Source organism: Paenibacillus sp. ov031 (assembly GCF_900143165.1).
Lineage (GTDB): Bacteria > Bacillota > Bacilli > Paenibacillales > Paenibacillaceae > Paenibacillus > Paenibacillus marchantiae.
In genome coordinates, this window is sequence record NZ_FRDO01000008.1 from 290,391 (window position 1) to 308,887 (window position 18,497).

General features: G+C 45.4%; 17 protein-coding genes, 15 tRNA genes and 1 rRNA gene. 2 read left to right on the forward strand and 31 right to left on the reverse strand.

The features are described from left to right. Positions 1–121: 121 nt before the first annotated feature. Positions 122–355, forward strand: coding sequence for a small acid-soluble spore protein SspI (sspI, locus tag BUA17_RS26735; protein ID WP_062324046.1), 234 nt, complete (start codon positions 122–124; stop codon positions 353–355). Between the two features lie 218 nt (positions 356–573). Here the strand turns inward: sspI and BUA17_RS26740 are convergent, their stop codons facing one another. From BUA17_RS26740 to BUA17_RS26800, 13 genes are all read right to left on the reverse strand, one after another. Beyond that, the gene (locus BUA17_RS26740) at positions 574–1,374 is read right to left on the reverse strand and encodes a hypothetical protein (protein ID WP_072735515.1); all 801 of its coding nucleotides are present in this window, start codon (positions 1,372–1,374) and stop codon (positions 574–576) included. Between the two features lie 250 nt (positions 1,375–1,624). Next, positions 1,625–3,208, reverse strand: coding sequence for a peptide chain release factor 3 (locus tag BUA17_RS26745; RefSeq protein ID WP_063566161.1), 1,584 nt, complete (start codon positions 3,206–3,208; stop codon positions 1,625–1,627). Between the two features lie 358 nt (positions 3,209–3,566). Further along, positions 3,567–3,965 (reverse strand): DoxX family protein, encoded by a 399-nt coding sequence (locus tag BUA17_RS26750; protein WP_063566162.1) that lies wholly within the window; start codon positions 3,963–3,965, stop codon positions 3,567–3,569. A gap of 405 nt (positions 3,966–4,370) precedes the next feature. Next, positions 4,371–5,921: a glucose-6-phosphate dehydrogenase gene (gene zwf / locus BUA17_RS26755; RefSeq protein WP_072735516.1), complete on the reverse strand. Its 1,551-nt coding sequence runs from the start codon at positions 5,919–5,921 to the stop codon at positions 4,371–4,373. Between the two features lie 247 nt (positions 5,922–6,168). Then, entirely contained in the window at positions 6,169–6,906 is a 738-nt protein-coding gene (locus BUA17_RS26760) for a YwmB family TATA-box binding protein (protein ID WP_072735517.1), read from the reverse strand. Positions 6,907–7,148: 242 nt separating this feature from the next. Continuing rightward, positions 7,149–7,823 (reverse strand): response regulator transcription factor, encoded by a 675-nt coding sequence (locus BUA17_RS26765; RefSeq protein ID WP_170867953.1) that lies wholly within the window; start codon positions 7,821–7,823, stop codon positions 7,149–7,151. Next, positions 7,759–8,880 carry a sensor histidine kinase gene (locus tag BUA17_RS26770; RefSeq protein WP_072735519.1) on the reverse strand — a complete coding sequence of 374 codons (1,122 nt, stop codon included), beginning with the start codon at positions 8,878–8,880 and terminating at the stop codon, positions 7,759–7,761. Before BUA17_RS26770 ends, BUA17_RS26765 begins: the two co-directional genes overlap by 65 nt. Positions 8,881–8,913: 33 nt before the next feature. Beyond that, entirely contained in the window at positions 8,914–9,561 is a 648-nt protein-coding gene (gene liaF / locus BUA17_RS26775; protein WP_064635675.1) for a cell wall-active antibiotics response protein LiaF, read from the reverse strand. 149 nt (positions 9,562–9,710) lie between these two features. Further along, complete coding sequence (locus BUA17_RS26780) at positions 9,711–10,418, reverse strand: PspA/IM30 family protein (RefSeq protein ID WP_064635674.1); 708 nt, start codon at positions 10,416–10,418, stop codon at positions 9,711–9,713. A 1-nt stretch (position 10,419) separates the two neighbouring features. Beyond that, positions 10,420–10,926, reverse strand: coding sequence for a PspC domain-containing protein (locus BUA17_RS26785; RefSeq protein WP_063566168.1), 507 nt, complete (start codon positions 10,924–10,926; stop codon positions 10,420–10,422). Between the two features lie 17 nt (positions 10,927–10,943). Next, positions 10,944–11,180, reverse strand: coding sequence for a PspC domain-containing protein (locus BUA17_RS26790; RefSeq protein ID WP_063566169.1), 237 nt, complete (start codon positions 11,178–11,180; stop codon positions 10,944–10,946). A gap of 4 nt (positions 11,181–11,184) precedes the next feature. Beyond that, positions 11,185–11,856: a PspA/IM30 family protein gene (locus BUA17_RS26795; RefSeq protein WP_063566170.1), complete on the reverse strand. Its 672-nt coding sequence runs from the start codon at positions 11,854–11,856 to the stop codon at positions 11,185–11,187. 33 nt (positions 11,857–11,889) lie between these two features. Next, positions 11,890–12,198, reverse strand: a complete 309-nt coding sequence (locus BUA17_RS26800; protein WP_062324034.1) for a LiaF transmembrane domain-containing protein — start codon at positions 12,196–12,198, stop codon at positions 11,890–11,892. Positions 12,199–12,688: 490 nt separating this feature from the next. On the opposite strand from BUA17_RS26800, the gene BUA17_RS26805 reads away from it, so the two are divergent. Beyond that, positions 12,689–15,073, forward strand: coding sequence for a helix-turn-helix domain-containing protein (locus tag BUA17_RS26805; RefSeq protein WP_072735520.1), 2,385 nt, complete (start codon positions 12,689–12,691; stop codon positions 15,071–15,073). 187 nt (positions 15,074–15,260) lie between these two features. Here the strand turns inward: BUA17_RS26805 and BUA17_RS26810 are convergent, their stop codons facing one another. From BUA17_RS26810 to BUA17_RS26895, 18 genes are all read right to left on the reverse strand, one after another. After that, on the reverse strand, positions 15,261–16,181 hold the full coding sequence (locus BUA17_RS26810) for a class I SAM-dependent methyltransferase (RefSeq protein WP_083584872.1): 921 nt from the start codon (positions 16,179–16,181) through the stop codon (positions 15,261–15,263). 276 nt (positions 16,182–16,457) lie between these two features. Next, complete coding sequence (locus tag BUA17_RS26815; RefSeq protein ID WP_072735521.1) at positions 16,458–16,706, reverse strand: hypothetical protein; 249 nt, start codon at positions 16,704–16,706, stop codon at positions 16,458–16,460. Next, positions 16,680–16,758 (reverse strand) — tRNA-Leu (locus tag BUA17_RS26820). Before BUA17_RS26820 ends, BUA17_RS26815 begins: the two co-directional genes overlap by 27 nt. Positions 16,759–16,783: 25 nt before the next feature. Then, positions 16,784–16,857: transfer RNA gene (locus BUA17_RS26825), tRNA-Cys, on the reverse strand. A 6-nt stretch (positions 16,858–16,863) separates the two neighbouring features. Next, positions 16,864–16,938: transfer RNA gene (locus tag BUA17_RS26830), tRNA-Gly, on the reverse strand. Between the two features lie 4 nt (positions 16,939–16,942). Further along, positions 16,943–17,017, reverse strand: a tRNA-Gln gene (locus tag BUA17_RS26835). Between the two features lie 13 nt (positions 17,018–17,030). Further along, positions 17,031–17,103: transfer RNA gene (locus tag BUA17_RS26840), tRNA-His, on the reverse strand. A gap of 28 nt (positions 17,104–17,131) precedes the next feature. Further along, positions 17,132–17,205, reverse strand: a tRNA-Trp gene (locus tag BUA17_RS26845). Positions 17,206–17,211: 6 nt separating this feature from the next. Next, positions 17,212–17,297 (reverse strand) — tRNA-Tyr (locus BUA17_RS26850). Between the two features lie 9 nt (positions 17,298–17,306). Then, positions 17,307–17,382, reverse strand: a tRNA-Thr gene (locus BUA17_RS26855). An 18-nt stretch (positions 17,383–17,400) separates the two neighbouring features. Then, positions 17,401–17,476, reverse strand: a tRNA-Phe gene (locus BUA17_RS26860). A 96-nt stretch (positions 17,477–17,572) separates the two neighbouring features. After that, positions 17,573–17,650, reverse strand: a tRNA-Asp gene (locus BUA17_RS26865). Positions 17,651–17,677: 27 nt separating this feature from the next. Beyond that, a tRNA-Met gene (locus BUA17_RS26870) sits at positions 17,678–17,751 on the reverse strand. Positions 17,752–17,769: 18 nt separating this feature from the next. Further along, positions 17,770–17,845: transfer RNA gene (locus BUA17_RS26875), tRNA-Val, on the reverse strand. A gap of 68 nt (positions 17,846–17,913) precedes the next feature. Continuing rightward, positions 17,914–17,985 (reverse strand) — tRNA-Glu (locus tag BUA17_RS26880). A 6-nt stretch (positions 17,986–17,991) separates the two neighbouring features. Next, positions 17,992–18,083 (reverse strand) — tRNA-Ser (locus BUA17_RS26885). Between the two features lie 3 nt (positions 18,084–18,086). Then, positions 18,087–18,162, reverse strand: a tRNA-Asn gene (locus BUA17_RS26890). A 68-nt stretch (positions 18,163–18,230) separates the two neighbouring features. Beyond that, positions 18,231–18,497 (reverse strand): 23S ribosomal RNA (locus BUA17_RS26895); the annotation flags it as partial.

Sequence of the window (18,497 nt, forward strand, 5' to 3'; positions counted from 1 at the left end):
AAGGGTGAATGTTTACTTAAATATCCTTCGTAGTATACCACAAAGCCCAATAAACTTGAATGCGCTCACGCTTCCCAGGGAACAGTATTAGAGCAGCCGAATATACGAGGAGGGACTTGCGATGCCAATTACATTAAGCCTGCGTGAAGCGATTGTTCATAAGGTTCATGATAAAAGTGATGATCAGCTCCGGGAGATGATCGAAGGTTCTGTAGATGGACCGGAAGCAGCATTACCCGGACTTGGTGCCATTTTCGAAATGATCTGGAAGAACACGGAACCTGCCAAGCAGGAAGAATTAATTCAAATCGCGCAGGAGCATCTGCACACCATTCCCGTTCAACCCATCAGATAATTGAAGCCTTGGAGGGAAAGGTACCATCATCACGTTGTTCTGTCTGCAAAGAAAGATTTTGGCTCATTGGTCTGGATGATGCCTTGCTCCAAGAGCAAGGCAGTTATCCCCCTGTAGACTAATTAGGCTCCCCAACCAAACAAGGTACAGCCACTGAGCATAACTCAGGAGGTTGTACCTTGTTTGTGTATACCAGTATTTTAGAAAAGGAAAACCGCTCAATTAAAAAATTTAGCGATTTTTTCAAACAGAGCCGATATTTCTTCATCTCCAGCAGTGGATGTGTCCGTATTCCCCCATGCATTCTTAAGTGCAGCCAGCAGATCATTCTCTTCATCCTCACCCGAAGAGGCAGCCCCTGATCCCGAGCTGGTAATGAGATTTTGCAACTCACTCAGCAAGGATTTCTTTTCATCAACAGTAAGCTCGTTGTTCATTGTGTTATCTTGGTTCTGCTCGTTAGAATTTTCTTGAATATTCCATGCAAATGGCGGCTTAATCCCACCCATGGCTTGCATCATTGGAGGTGTTCCATTGCGATCAGAACGCGGTGAATCATTTCCTGGCGGGGGTTCAGGGCGTTGGCTTTGAATGATTTCAGCTACTTGGTCAAACAGATCGGAGATATCCTCATCCGTTGCTGCTGAAAGGTCCTGACCGGATAACAAATCAGATATGGAAGCCAAAGGGTTCACCGTGCTGCCACCAATCTCATTTGTTACTGCTGAAGCATCTGAAGAAGACAGATAACTTTGCAGATCAGATAACAGCGATTTCTGTTGATCCGTCGTCAGTATAAACGCGTCCTCGCTTCGATTGTACGTTCTGCTGTAGTTTTCTGTTGGGAGTGAGGACTGTACCCCTCCAGCATATTCTGCAAATTCTTTGCTTAATTCAAGTGAATCAGCAGCCTTTCTTTGCGCAGTGTCGTATTCCAGGCTATTTAACTTGTTTTCGTTTGCCTTTACTGAATGATCATAGGACGTTGTGATCGAATGCCTGTTAATGGATAGTGACAAAATAGATCTCCTCTCTCTGTGTACATATTGAGTAGCTGTACCGTACACTTCAATTTCATCGGTTGCCAAACTGAATTTAACCTGAGAGCCGACTGAATGATGACTGAATGTTATTCTCCCTTTTTCCCTAATGCGGGGGAAAACCTTAATGAGATATAAACGCTGGGAACAACAAAAATGACCTAAACCCCTCTGATCAGGGATTAGGTCATTTGTTTCTGCTGTCTTTACTAGTTTAGGAAGAAACGGCTTATGGAGCTGTCTCCAGGAATTTCGCCGTCGGGTTTTTGTCCATTGCGGTTCTCATCGCGTATTCATTTTCGAACAGGACAACATAATTACCCTTTTTATCTTTCACCAGGGTGGAGTTGATCCGGAATTTACTTGGGTCCAAGTTCTCGTCCACGATCCAGCGCGCGAATTGATAAGGCATGCGCTGCAATTGCACGTCTACCCCATACTCGCCCTTCATCCGGTATTCGAATACTTCGAACTGGAGTTGACCAATTACGCCGAGAATGGTCTCGTCAAAACTTACGGTCTGGAACACCTGAATGGTTCCTTCCTCCGTCAACTGGTCAATCCCTTTTTGGTACTGTTTATGTTTCAACGCATTTTTCACGGTAACTTTGGCGAAAATCTCTGGTGAGAATGTTGGCAATTCCTCAAATATAACTTCGCTGCCTTGGCTCAGTGAATCTCCAATCCGGAAGATACCTGGGTCGAACAAACCGATAATATCGCCTGCATACGCCTCTTCCACAATATCCCGGTCTTGTGCCAGGAACTGCTGTGGTTGGGACAACTTGATCTCTTTGCCCACACGGTTATGCTTCACACTCATCCCACGTTGGAACTTGCCTGACACAATACGCAGGAACGCAATACGATCGCGGTGTGCAGGGTTCATGTTCGCCTGAATCTTGAATACATAACCGCTGAATTTCTCATTCGTTGGCTGAATCTCTCCTGCTGTACTACGACGAGGTTCAGGCTTCGGTGCGAGTTGCAGGAAATTCTCCAAAAACGTCTGCACGCCGAAATTATTGATGGCACTACCGAAGAATATAGGTGTCAGTTCCCCACGCTGTACTTTCTCCATGTCGAACTGGTCTCCCGCTACATCAAGCAGTTCCAGGTCCTGACACAGTTGATCATGCAGATACTCCCCTGCCATCTCGCGGATAATCGGATCTTTGTAGCCATCTACTTTTTGTACTCTAATGGTCGAATGATCGTCCCCTTGGAACAATTCCACCTGATTTTTCATTCGGTCATATACACCGCACAGCTCGCGACCTGTACCAATTGGCCAGTTCATCGGTACAGAGCGGATACCCAGTACATTTTCGAGTTCTTCCATCAGATCAAACGGGCTTTGTCCTTCACGATCCAGCTTGTTGATGAACGTAAAGATGGGAATACCACGCTTCGCACAAACCTGGAACAATTTGATCGTCTGTGCCTCGACGCCTTTCGCCACGTCAATCAACATCACCGCGCTATCCGCAGCTGTCAGTGTACGATACGTATCTTCACTGAAGTCCTGGTGACCTGGTGTATCCAGAATATTGACACGATGATCCAGATAATCAAACTGCATGACGGAAGATGTAACCGAGATCCCCCGTTGCTTCTCAATTTCCATCCAGTCACTTGTTGCATGTTTGCTTGCTTTCCGAGCTTTAACTGTACCGGCAAGACGAATCGCGCCCCCGAACAGCAATAGTTTCTCGGTCAATGTCGTTTTACCCGCATCCGGGTGAGAGATAATGGCAAACGTCCGGCGTTTGTCCACTTCCTGTTGAAGAATGTTATCTGCAGCTTTGCTCATAGATTCTATCCCTTTCGTCCGTTCATTCACGTTAATCCGGCGAGGCCGGTCTACCATTCAATCTTTATGCAATCCGGCTATGCCGGTTGATTGTACATTCGCATTTCGCATATGAGGCAATTAAGCATCCTATGTTAATTTTACACATTTACAACGGAGTTCATCCTCCCTAAGCATTGTGCTTCCAATCATGCCGTAGACCTGATTTAGTATCCAACTTTCCTATTGTACCATAATCTTTACCGAAAATAACCGATTACGTACAGCAGATTCTTCTCTTTTCCGATTGCAAAAAAAGAGCACCCTTCCGCCATCATTATGGCATCCAGGTACTCATTATTCATTTCGCTTGCCGCTCTTAGAAAATTAATGCGTCCAGTGCGTATTGTCCTCCACCTGTCAAAGCTATTGCTACACCAACCACCAGGATCGCAAGGTTATATTCAAATCCGTTTTGCGTGGACCAGTATCCGTTCGCACCATGAACCTTCACAATCGCAATAACCATAGTCAGAGCAATCAGAATGCCGCCTACCGGTGTGAGCAAACCCAGAGCCAGCAGCAATCCGCCACCGAATTCAGCCAGCCCTGCCAGTAACGCAACCAATGCGCCGGGTTTCATCCCCATCGATTCAAACCAGCCGCCCGTTCCCTTGATTCCATATCCCCCGAACCATCCAAACAATTTCTGAGCCCCGTGCGCCATAAACGACAATCCAATCACCAAACGAATCAACAACAATCCTACATCCAACATTTTCTTTTCCTCCATTCAATATATACAAAATAGTATTCTTAGATTAAAGATATTATGCTAAATTTTTTTTCTTCATGAATGTATTTCGTAACCCCTTCACGTGGTTCACATTTTATCTCATGAATAATGTACGTTTCCGATTCGTCATCGGGTTTCGTATGTCTTTTGCGTAATCTCTTTATATCTCTTGAGTTGAGTATAAGTTATATACTTACTTTTTGTCAATAACTTATTTTATTATATGTAAAGTTTTACACCCCTCACTTCTCCATCGTAAAAAAGACCTGACAAGAGCGCATCTCTGCGTTCTTCCCAAGCCTTCTTTATAACAGTGTTAGTCTTTTCACCAATAGCATGACTTTGATCTAACCAAATCCCTGCCACTCGTGATTGTTATTCCCGCGATTAATTATTCACTTGCCAGACGACACTGTCTTCGTCCTGACCGTTCACCGGCCACCAGTGGAAGCCGTCCTGTTCCAGCAGTTTACCTGTTGCTTCAGGACCCCACGTACCTGCTGGATACGTATGCAGCTCACCGTGATTTTCCGCCCAAGCCGCCGCAATCCGGTCAACGAAGGACCATGCTGTAGCAACTTCATCCCAACGGGTAAAGTAAGTGGAGTCTCCTTCTGCTGCATCATGCAGCAGACGTTCATACGCCTCCGGCGAGTTGATTCCAATCATGCAGCTCTGACAGAAGTCCATCGCCAGCGGCTGAATCTCGGAGTCGGACCCCGGCTTCTTGGCATTGATTTTAATATAAATACCTTCCATCGGATTTACCCGAATGACGAGCAAATTCGGCTCCAGTTTATACTTTTTGCCCAGATAGACGTTACTCGGCATGGATTTGAATTCAACCACGATTTCGGTCGTTTTCACCGGAAGGCGCTTGCCTGTCCGTATATAGAACGGCACACCCGCCCAGCGGAAATTATCCACAAATACACGTGCCGCAAAGTAAGTCTCCGTATTGGATTCCGGATCAACCTTGTCCTCCTGGCGATAACCGGGAAGCTGCTTGCCACGATACTCCCCTTCGGTATACTGCCCGCGCACAACATTAGTACTCACTTCTTCATTCGAGGTGAACGCACGCAGAGAACGCAGTACCTTAACCTTCTCATCGCGGATGTCCTCTGGGAATAGGCGGCTTGGCGGCTCCATGGCAATCATCGTCAACATCTGCAGCATATGGTTCTGTCCCATATCGCGCAATGCTCCCGAATGATCGTAGTATCCACCACGTTCTTCCACACCAACCGTCTCTCCCAGAGTAATCTGAACGTTGGCAATATGTTTATTGTTCCAAAGCGGCTCGAAAAAGGCATTACCAAAGCGAATAACTTCGATATTCTGTACCATTTCCTTGCCCAGATAGTGGTCAATGCGATAAATCTCTTCCTCACGGAACACTTCACGAATCTGCTCATTCAGATGCTCCGCAGATTGCAGATCATATCCAAATGGTTTCTCAATCACCAGTCGATTCCACCCGCGGCTCTCCAGCATTCCACCATCACGCAAACTATATGACACGCTGCCGAAGAGCTCAGGTGCCAGCGCCAGATAGAACAGACGGTTACCCGGTGTGTTAAACTTCGCTTCCAAACTCTCTGTCTGCTCACGTAATTCTTTGAAACCGTTCACGTTATTGATATCTAGTGATTTATACTCAAAATGTTCGACAAAAGCGTTCCACTCATCGGGTTCCCCCGCTGGATAGCGGCAGAACTCCTTAATGGATTCATAGATGTCTTCCCGGAATTCTTCTGGAGACCTCGGACGACGCGCTACACCAATAACCGCAAAGTCTTCGGCTAATTTACCTTCGCGGTAGAGACTGTAGATAGCCGGAAACAGCTTCCGGCGGGCCAAATCACCCGTTGCTCCAAAAATGAAAAATACTGCACCTGGTGTCTGCACTTCATCTTGCATTTGTTTTTCGACCATGGGCTCCTCTTTCTTTCCGGGAAGACATCTCCACACTCTCCCCGAGCTATGTAATGGTGTTATATACGCAACATACAACCGTCAATTACCAGCAAATTTCCTTCTTGGATGTGATGCCATTTTAGCATAAAGCCCCATGGGTTGCACTAATTTTCCTGAGAAATGTTATCAATATTTTTCCACAATTCATGGAAATTTCATCTATAAAAATTCATGATCAAACTTATAAATCTGCTTTAATATTGCATTAATATTCAATCGTGATCACCGGGAAACCTACTGTAACTCGATTGGTCCCCTTTTCATCATCCTGATGGACCGCCAGCTGCATGTTCAAGAGATGCGTACCGCTTTTAATCACTATGGGCAAATCCGATGCCTCATATGACACGCTGGCAGTGCTGTTATCCGTATAACGTTCTATCGCTTGCATATTCATATCTCCAGACAGCTGTTGCTCGATTTGCTGCAATTGACTGCTCGCGCCACTTTCCATTGCTCCTGTGCCCTGCACAGCGAAATTCCAAGCCGCCTTCATTCCGGAGTCTGTGAGCAACTGGGATACTTGTTTATGCAATGTGATCAATAAACGTTGGTCCGTATGTTCATTGCCTGATAACTGGACGATCGCGTAGTATTTATTTTCCCCCGTAACGACAACATTGACCAGAATGCCTGCTTGCTGAGCATCAGCAGCCATCTCACTACGATAAACATCATGCCCCGTCTGAACACCGCGTTCAGGCTGTTGCAATCCTAGCCGATGAGCAAGCAGCTCCGCCTGGTCTTTTGCATCTCCAAGGCCTTCCCCTTGCCATTTAATGACTAAACGCTCCACATGATCGATTGCTGTATCGGCGGTCCTCATTAATTGTTCCAGCTTGCCTGCTTCGGATTCCGTCTTCTCAGCGTACACATGAGTCATGCCTACAAGTATAATGATTGCTAATGCTAGTGTGCCTACTGTCATCCATCGATTTAACATTCGAATCCTCCCCTCTTTCTTACATTCTATGAATCTATCAACAGCATGCCCCTATTACTCATTTGCTAAACTTCTTTTTGGCACACAAAAAAAGCCCTATCCACCATCTTCATGGCTGATCGGACCTTATATCATCTTATGGCAGAACAGACTTTCGAATCGTGCTCCACCGATTTCTTAACTTTACCTTATCTACTCAGTAAAAGCATAGTGCATACCTCAACCTTCACACGCTTCTTTTTCTATTCCGCAAGTCCATTCTTATAAGCATAGATGGCTGCCTGTGTACGGTCATCCACGCCCAATTTTGCTAGTATGTTCGTGACATGGAATTTGACTGTCTTGATCCCGATAATGAGATCATCTGCGATGTCCTGGTTCGATTTGCCTTTAGCGACTAACCGGAGTACATCCATCTCCCGATCAGTCAATTCATCATGAGCTGGTGCCGCTGCCTGCGGCTGTCGGAAACGATTCATCATTTTGGACGCCACTTGTGATTCCAGAACCGATTGCCCCCGAGCCGCTGCGCGGATCGCATCTGCCACCTCATTGGCTCTCGATGTTTTCAGCAGATAACTGAAGGCTCCTGCCTCGATAACCGGATACATTTTTTCATCATCCAGATAACTGGTCAGTACAATGACCTTGCATTCCGGATACATTTTGAGCAGCTGCCGGGTGGCTTCAATTCCGTCCATCCCTTCCATGACGAGATCCATCAGGACAACATCAGGTTTATACTCCTGTGCCAAGCGAATACCTTCCTCACCGCTACCCGCTTCCCCCACCACTTCAATGCCATCTTCGGTATCCAGGACCGCAGCGAGGCCAATGCGTACCATCTCATGATCATCCACGAGCAACACTTTGATCGACGTTTCCACTTCCGTCTCCGTTTCTATTCCCGTCTCCATTGACATGTTCTTCCTCGCTTTCATCGTTCATCAAAGGTATTGTAATCTCAATTCGTGTTCCTTTGCCCGGCGCCGTTACAAATTGAATGGCTCCGCCAATTTCAGTCACACGTTCACGCATATTAGTCAAACCATAGGAGGCCTGTTTCTGATCGTCGAGATCAAATCCCTGACCATCATCGCGAATCAGTACCCGAATGGCATCTACCCGGCGCTGAAGTCGAATTTCCATCTTTTCTGCCTTCGCATGACGTAATGTATTGGACATCGCTTCCTGAATAATACGGAACAGATGATTCTCAATGCCTTTGATCAAATGAATGTCTTCATCCATTTCGAGCACAATGTCCATAGGTACTTTTGTTTTTAACTCCATCACAAGATCACGCAAACCTTGTTCGAGATGTTTACCCTCCAGGTAGACAGGTCGCAAATGTAATAGCAACGCCCGCATCTCAGATTGAGCTACCGACGCCATCTCTTCAATCAGGGCCACCTGCCGCTGGGCACGTGCAAAATCCTTTTCCATTCTTCGTCCAACCGCTGTTGCGGTCATGGAAATGGCGAACAACTGTTGCGACACGGCATCATGCAATTCTCGTGCCAACCGCTGCCGTTCCTCCACAATGGCCGTTATTCTGGCTTGTTCAGCAAGCTGTGCATTATGAGTAGACAATCGCTGGAGCGAAGATACCTGATCTTCCCACTTTTTTCCGATACGTCCAAGCTGCTCACTTAATCGCCCGACATCATCAATGCCGAGGTCCGGCACAGTACGTGAAAGTGACCCCTTTTCCCATTGCAGCAGCGTCTCTCGCAATAGTTCAAGCCTTCGTTTGACCCGGTAACTCTGATAGAAGCCGAAGGCCGCACCCATACCGACCAAGAGCAGCAGTAACGCTAGACCCGATTGAATCAGATGTCTCCATCCAGCAAACGGAGCAAGATAACCATATGTATACAATACATACAAGATTACAATGAGCACAATGAAAACAAGGAGGATCCCTTCACCCATACTTCGGGTTACCATGTCGGTATGTCGTTTTGTCTTCATCCGGGTCTCCTCCTTCTTCACCTATTTAACTTATTACGGATTACTGATGTTTAGGTCGCCAACAATATAAGAAATGACAAATTTTGCTTTATGTTCACTGGACTCATATCCAGGAGTTCTCCATACCAATTTGTTCATCATGCCACTATCCTGCTCTCCATTCAGGCTAATCCGTCCAAAGAGTACAGATGCCTCAATTTCAACACCATAATCTTCAGGCAGTATCAGACGAACATTCCCCATAACTCCCTGCAAAAGTACAATCGTTTGTTTCTCTTCCGGGAGGGAAAGTGACAGATCTGCATTAATCTCACCCATGGCATGCCATAGGCTCATACTCCGCAATGTCCATGGTGTTTGATCCCAATAGTACCGAGCCATGAAGTTTTGCTTGCGCATGATATTCCCATCTAGATGAATCTTTTTGTTTTTGGAATAAAAATAGGCCAGCGAAGCCAGTACAATCAAAAATACAATCATTAGATTATCAAGCAACAACAGTGCGGCACCGATACCGAGGTATCGATAACCTTTGTGTGTGTCCCCCTTACGAACTTGTACCATACCTATCGTTAACAGAATCAGTGCGGCGACGGTCAGTAGGTTAATATTTCGGTTAAGTAACATCAGCATGCCGATCACAATGATTACAACAGCAAGCCATTGACCCTTCTTATTCATCTCTGCCGCACCTCCTCTGTAAGTTAATCTTCCCAATTCGACGGAAAAGCCATATCAGGCTTTAAACACCTGTATGGCTTAACCTTTGTTCTAGAAACCGTTCTTTATTCACGATTTATAGAATATCATATTGTCTGCTGAGCGAACAGTTATTCTTTTGAAGTACCGCCCGTTTCATTTTTGGCACCATTGCCAATTTTGTTTTTCAGAGCTTGCAGCTGTTGATCCACTTTGAATTGCTTTTCGGTATCTACAGGGTTAGTGTACGTAGATTGTGTATTACGATAAGGTGCACGGCTCACATCAGCTTCAGCTTCCATTTGCATGATTTTCTCTTCCATGCGGTGGAATCCAAGGGATGCACCACCACTCTCGATCGAGTGCAAGCTGTTGATTTGAGACATTTGTTTTTTGGCTTTCGCCATCTGTGCACGGGATACGAGTTCATTACGTTTGTTACGCATTTTGTAGAACTCATCTTTCATGTCATGCAGCTGTTGCAGCAAATCTTTGGCTTGAGCTTCGGATTGAGCATGAAGTTCTCTGTATTCCGTAATTTTTTGATCGAAGTAGATTTTCTCTTCCAGCAATTTACGAGCCACTTCTTCCTGACCATTAGCCAGTGCAGCCTCTGCCTGAGACTCACGTTGTACCGATGTACGTTCTGCTTCGTCCAGACGCTGTTTCATGCGACGCTCATTCGCCATTTGTTTGGCAACTGTTACCTCTGCCTCATGAATTTCAGCCTCCATGTCACGCAAGTACTGGTTCAACATTACAATCGGATCTTCCACTTTATCCAACATATCATTTACCGACGCTTTAGTCATATCCTTAATCCGTTTAAATACTCCCATTTTACTTTTCTCCCTTCTCGTAACGAGATAATTTTTGGCGAAGCTCTTCAACTTCTTTTTTCAATGCTTTTTTCTCAATATCTTTCATCATGGAATCAAGTTCACTTTCTTGCTGTGACCCTGCTCCGTAGGCGTTATTGTCGTAAGAACGTGGACCAGACTGAGGTCTGCTGTTGTATCCTGGGCCAGGACCAAAGTTTCCAGGGCCTTGATTATGATTGTTTTGGAAAGGACCTCTTGGCGGCTCGTGATCAAAGTTGTTGTATCCTCTACCAGCGCCAGGACCAGGGCCCGGACCATAGCCGTATGGATCATAAGGTGGATATGGCTCTTTTGGCACCACCAGTGCTGCGATGAAGTAGATTAACAACGACGTGCCGCCAGTTACGAAGATACTGATGACGAAGATGATACGCAGCAAGGTTGAATCCATGCCGATCGACTCGGATATCCCACCACATAATCCTGTCAGCATCCGGTCACGTGTTGAGCGATATAATTTGCTCATGTGCTTACTCCTTTCGTTTACTTGTATCCTCTTACGTGATCAGCACCATAAGTGTATGGATCAGCGTGATAGGGTTCTTTTGGCACTACCAATGCAGCGATGAAGTAGATCAACAATGATGTACCCCCCGTAGCGAAAATACTGATGAAGAAAATGATACGCAGCAGCGTGGAACTAAATCCAAGATTTTCAGATATGCCGCCAATCAAACCTGTCAGCATACGATTACGCGATGAGCGGTAAAGTTTATTCATGTGTCTACTCCTTTCTGTCATTGTTCAGCTTTTGTTTCAGCCGTTCCAGTTCTTTGTCTAGCGTAGAGGATGACATGGTGCCAGACGTACCTGACCCATCCTGACTCATCCGCCGCAAATCCCGGAGACTTTGTGCCTCATATTCGAGATCAGAAACTTGATCGTCCAGCCGGTTGAACATACGGGGTACATTCTGACCGTTGTAGTGACCTCTCTGATTCATTCGTTGCTGCAATTGAATCGTCTGCATACGAGCGTAGTAATATTGGCGTTTGCTATATACATTTTGATACTCCACTTTCAGTTGGTCGATCTGTTCGTCCAGTTCCTGTAAAGCCGCGTTGCTTTGTGCGTATAATTCATTGTATTGCTCCATTTTTTCCTCGTGGAGGATTTTCTCCTGTAAAGCAAGTTTAGCTAAATGCTCCTCGCCTGCTTTCAGAGCCATGGAAGCTTGTTCTTCCCGTTTGTGTACCATACCTGCTGCCTGATCCGCTTGTTGTTTCATTTGTCTGGTATGGCTTGCATATTGATGACGAAGCTTCTCGGCTTCACCGATGTCTTGGCGGGTCGAGACCAGAAACTGATCAATCAGTTTGACTGGATCCTGACTTTGCTCCAGATGTTCGTTTAAATTAGCTACGGTAATGTCCCGCATTCGACGAAATACACTCATTTTGTCTGTCCTCCTTATCATAATCGTGAAAGCTTAGTAACGGCCACGACGACTGCGATTATTACTCAACATGGAGAATCCGAAGATGATTAACCCAATCGCGATGATCGGTCCGATCAGCCAGGCTAGTTTACCCAGCAATGAGAGGATACCGATGAAGAGAACAATCCATCCAAGCAGTACATTTCCTCGTTTAACTCCGTAGTAGCCAAGTGCAATCATCAGGATCGGAATTAGATAACCCATTAAATGTCCCAGTAGAGGAGTTAACTTCCCGAAGAGGAGGAGTGCACCCAATGCAATCAGTACAACCGCCCAGCCATTTCCTTTATTCCATCTCATAATTATTGTTCACCACCCTTTCGGTTCGTTAATTTTGGTTTGTGTGTTTGTTCGTTTGTTTCTTGTTTAACCTTATGTCCTTATTCTAGGGGAAACTGCGACTTTTCAAAACAGACCGTGGACGGTTTTTCATCCTAGACTCAGGTCGGGGATCGGGTTGGACCTTTGACTGTCCCTGGATCAGACCATTGGCCACTATACCGAATAAAGGCCTTAGATATCCCTTATTAACCTTCTTCAAAGCCGTTTCACCCCGTATGAATACGACGTCCATACCTCTTATCTACATTCTCCCTCGACTGACGTTTCCCATTATGCCTTCCATTAAAGATAAAACGACCTCAATTATTATTTGAACGATTTTATGATCTTCATTTCCACTTGAATTTTTATTACTTTTTTATCCAAATAAACAAAATTTAGATTGTTCTATATGTAAGCGTTTACTAAAATAGAAAGTGTTACTAATCCAAAAGTCAGGAGTGGACCTGTGCGATCATTCAGCTATCTACATAAAATGATAGTCTTCGGAATCTTGTTAAGTACCCTGCCCATTCTGTTGACGGGAATCGCCGCTTTTATCTATTCTTCAAAACAATCAGAGCTGCATCGTGCTCAAGCCAATAAACAACTGTTAATCCAAATGCAAACCAACGTGGAGCACAAACTTGCAACCGTAAGCTATATGCTCGATCAGGCCGTTCGGTCACCGGACACGCTCCATTCGCTAACTTCATCATCATCGGTTCAGGGCACCGGGCCTTTGTTTGCTGAGAAGTTACAGACCGAATTCAAGAATATGAGATCATGGGAGCCTCTAATGGATATTACACTCGTAAATCAGACCCAGGATTGGCTTATCGATCATGCTGGCCTGTACCTGAATACTGATTTTCCAATGGCTCTGCCCATGAAAGACTTATTATCGAACACACTCACATCCGGTTGGCAGCTTACACCATCATCCGTGTTTAACAATAATGAACGCTTGATGAATTCAGGCTGCATTTACCATATTGCACTCGCCAGATCGATACCCGATGTAAATGTTTCTTCTGACGCTGCCCTGATTGCGGGAATTCCCGCATGTTCACTGCAAAAACCACTGGAAGAGGATTCACCAGACAGCTCTAAGGCCGGACTAATCATTTTGAATCGTGAACAACGCATCATGGTCCACCCCGATCCCGAATATATTGGTCAGCCATTGGCTGCAGCAGGAATAAAAGATAGCGAATCCGGTACCAATCTTAGCGAGCTGTTATCTATCCGTGGATTCGCTGCCTCTTCAGGCCAACGGGAGGTACGTATTGCAGATACACGTTACTCGCTGTCCTATACGCATTCTTCTCTAAAAGGGTGGACATATATTCTCATTTCGCCTACGAATATTCTTACTCACGAGTATGTTCAAATTGGGTTGCACACCATGTATATCAGTGTCGCTATGCTACTGCTTTCACTGTTGCTCTCATGGGCAGGCTCGAGAAGAATGGTTATACCCATACGCAAGCTTCTCGTACAACTTGGTGATAAACGCTTATCCAGAGGTAACTTGGAAACCAATTCTACGCTCCATATGGATGAATTTGAGCAAATCAGAGCCGGCGTTTCACAGCTATCTGCTTCTCGATCCCAGCTTGAAAGCAAATTGAATCAATATAAGTTGCATATCCGCACTCATTTTCTAATCAACCTGCTTCTGGGAAAAAATGCTCCATCCACTCTTCATGACACACTCAGAGAGAATGGTTATGGTACACAGCTTCAAGAGTGGCAACAAATAGCCGTCATTGCAGTCCAGGCTGATCTTATGAATCACACCAAATATCATGCCAAGGATCGTGATCTGTTGCTGTTTGCCGTTCAGAATATACTGGAGGAGAGTGTTTATGCAGAACAACAGTTACTTCCTGTCGTATATGAACAAGCCGTCATTACAATTATCGGTACCCCTGAGCAAGATCGTGTTCGCTTTTCACAGCATCTGTATACGTTAACGGAACAGCTACAACATCAAATCAGTGGGATCCTTAGTCTCCAGGTAAGCATTGGCTTTAGTCAGCCCCACGCCTCCCTATTTCAGATACCGCAAGCTTATACGGAGGCCCTTGAAGCGCTCAAGCATCGAATGAAACTGGGAGCAGGCATCATCTTTCAATTTGAGGCGATCGATAATCGTACCTCCCATTGGGCACTGCCATATCCAGAATCACTGGAGTATACGCTGATTCAGGCTATCCAAAATGCCGATGAAGCCCAGGCCTCCTCTCACCTCCATCAGTTGCTTGAAGTGCTGTTCGGCATGGAATGTACACCGGAAGAATATCAGGTAGCACTTACCCGATTGTTAACACATATTTTGCAGATGATGCAGGAATCCGGTATACGATTGGGACAGATCTCCAAAGGCCATGGGTCTATCTTCAATGAACTTCATGCTCTACAGTACGCAGCTGAGGTTGAGCAATGGTTTAATAATTATATCATCATACCGATCATTCTCATTTTGAAAGAAAGACAGTACGCCCAATATCAGCACATATCCGAGAAAATGATTGCCATCATCCAGCAAGAATACGATAAGGATCTGACGTTGGAGGAATGCGCATCCAGACTTCACTACAATGCCAACTACCTAAGTAGTGTGTTCCGCAAAGAGACAGGCTGTGCTTTCAGTGAGTATCTGACGAAGTACCGCTTCAGTATAGCTAAAAAGTGGCTTGACGAAAGCGAGCTAGCGGTCAAGGATATTGCCGCACGGCTTCGTTATAACAACCCGCAGAACTTTATCCGTTCTTTTCGAAAATGGGAAGGGATCACTCCTGGACAGTATAGGGAACGAAAGCAGAAGCCTGATCTATCCATAAAGTAATAATTGGCTCTTTTGGTGATGAAGTATGACGGTTATAACTATTTCTATCTATAGAAGAAGAACGTTTGTTATTTAGTCGAAGAATAAGTTGTTTTATATATGAACATCAAAAAGGGAGCAGTTATGCTGCTCCCTTTCCCCTTTTAAAACTTTATCTAAATTGATTACTGCTGAAATGGGTCTACTATTACTTGGCCCGTACCACTTTCATGTTCTGTTGCTCCAATTGAATCAGAATTTTACCGAACTTCCCTCCGCGTGAGAATGTAACCATACCATCCTTGTAAGTGTCTCTGATATATTGCTCAGCCAGGGCAAGTGAACCTTCATCCGTTGGCAGTTCGTGCATGTTAAGCCACTCCTGAAGCTTATCAACGACTTCCTCAACAGACATCTCAATATAAGTTGTTTCTTTAGTGATTAAGGTGGTGTAAGAATAATCTTTTAGGTACAGCAGCTGTTGTATATATCCCATATCTCCAGTGTTGTATGATGGATAGACACCTAGTACCTCTTTAAGCTCATTTATTAGTGTGTGTTCTCTCGGTCCAGCCATCGTGCTGATATAAACATACTTTCGGGCAGTGCTGATCGCCTGTTCAATCGTTTCCCAATTCGACATTGCCGGGCACATGGATGCAAATGCAAAATCATATTTCTTCTCCCAACCCTTGTCCTGAATCGATATGTCCTCGAACCGCTCTGAAACGATATCAATACTGGATGTAAGGGATGCAGGAATTGTCTCCTTCATTAATGAAACTAACAGTTCAGAGGGCTCTACAGCTGTAACGGTCGCTCCTTTGGTTGCAAAAGGAATCGTAAAGATGCCCGATGCTGCTCCAATGTCTAATATCGATAACCCGTCAAAACTCACTCCCTGATTTTCAATCCAGCCTATAATGCGTCCGGATCGCTGCTTTCCTTCTTCTGTAAACGATTGTTGATGATATTCTCTAGCCCATCGTTCAAACGCTGATTTCGCGTCAAACGCTGCGCTCTTCATATTGTATGTTGAAGCTGTGGACTGATTCTTCCACGCTTCTTCCCACATAGATAGATCGAATAATATTTCAGAATGCTTGGATATATGTTTTTCCTCAGACACGTTGCTTCCCTCCATTTCTTTTATAAAATATAAATCCGCTCGCAAAAAGGATATTATCTTGTTTTGATAAGCATCCTTTATATGAATTTAAAAGAGCTATAATATCCATAATTATTCAAAATAATATCAGAGATTTTATATATCTACAATATACTCATTGGAGTTATGCGTCAATACATAAACAACAATAATTCAATCTCCTTCTACAAACTATCCAAGTGCAGAAATTAGAAAGGAAAATTGACGCAGTAGCACAGCAATTGAAAGGTCGCCAATTTACAGGTAAAGCAGTACTTTCAATCTAGAGATACCAGTATATCGCGTATTGTCCAAGCACATCATGCTGAATTCCCCTGCAGTAATAGTGTTGTGGTGACCTACAAGAATCCATTCAGGATCCCCTCTTTGCTTAACTGCCGCACGTTCATCTTCAATTCCACCAAATAAAAAAAGCTCATTAGATTTTTCATCTAATGAGCTTTTCCTTACTTGCTTGAATACCGGCGAGAGGACTCGAACCTCCACGGTTTCCCACTCGATTTTGAGTCGAGCGCGTCTGCCATTCCGCCACGCCGGCATATGATGTTTTTATGAAAATATACTGGAGGCGCCACCCAGATTCGAACTGGGGATAAAGCTTTTGCAGAGCTGTGCCTTACCACTTGGCTATGGCGCCATATTTTGGAGCGGACGACGGGAATCGAACCCGCGACCCTCGCCTTGGCAAGGCGATGCTCTACCGCTGAGCCACGTCCGCATAATGGCTGGGGATATAGGATTTGAACCTATGCATGACGGAGTCAAAGTCCGTTGCCTTACCGCTTGGCTAATCCCCAAAAAAAACAAAGGGGCGATCGAGGGGAATTGAACCCCCGAATGCCGGATCCACAAACCGGTGCGTTAACCACTTCGCCACGATCGCCATAATACAATATGTTCTTAAAGTTAATTGGCAGGGGCAGCAGGAATTGAACCCACACCAACGGTTTTGGAGACCGTTGTTCTACCTTTAAACTATGCCCCTAAAAACTGGTGGAGGATGATGGATTCGAACCACCGAACCCGTACGGGAGCAGATTTACAGTCTGATGCGTTTGGCCACTTCGCTAATCCTCCAGGATTACATGGTGCCGGCGAGAGGACTTGAACCCCCAACCTACTGATTACAAGTCAGTTGCTCTACCAGTTGAGCTACACCGGCATATTAAGTGGTGATAAATGGTGGCTCGGGACGGAATCGAACCGCCGACACGAGGATTTTCAGTCCTCTGCTCTACCGACTGAGCTACCGAGCCACAATAAAGTTTAATCTCGAAACGTTACACTTTATCTAGGGCGTTCGGTGCCAAATAGCAGATTAAGTGAACAACTTCCTCATGTAAAGATTAAAATGGCGGAACCGACGGGATTCGAACCCGCGATCTCCTGCGTGACAGGCAGGCATGTTAGGCCAACTACACCACGGTTCCAGATCACTTTCTTGAAAGAAAGTATAATTGCGGGGGCAGGATTTGAACCTGCGGCCTTCGGGTTATGAGCCCGACGAGCTACCGGGCTGCTCCACCCCGCGTCGTTATTAAAAGTTATATGGTGGAGGCTGAGGGGATCGAACCCCCGACCCTCTGCTTGTAAGGCAGATGCTCTCCCAGCTGAGCTAAGCCTCCGAACAACACATTTATGATCTTATCATAAAACTGCTGTGAAAATCAACTTCTTTTTTTGAAGTTAGATATGACCCGTAGGGGATTCGAACCCCTGTTACCTCCGTGAAAGGGAGGTGTCTTAACCCCTTGACCAACGGGCCTTACTATGGCGGAGAGAGAGGGATTCGAACCCTCGAGACGCTTGTGGCGCCTACACGATTTCCAATCGTGCTCCTTCGGCCAACTCGGACACCTCTCCATATGGCTCCCCGAACAGGGCTCGAACCTGTGACAACTCGATTAACAGTCGAGTGCTCTACCAACTGAGCTATCAGGGAATATGCTTCAGAGATCATTCTCTGAAAACTAGATCCGAAACGAAATGTGCGATTTACAACGTGCATATTTGGATAAGCCCTCGACCGATTAGTACTGGTCAGCTCCATGCATTGCTGCACTTCCACCCCCAGCCTATCTACCTCGTCGTCTTCAAGGGGTCTTACATACTGGGAAATCTCATCTTGAGGGGGGCTTCACGCTTAGATGCTTTCAGCGCTTATCCCTTCCGTACATAGCTACCCAGCGGTGCTCCTGGCGGAACAACTGGTACACCAGCGGTACGTCCATCCCGGTCCTCTCGTACTAAGGACAGCTCCTCTCAAATTTCCTACGC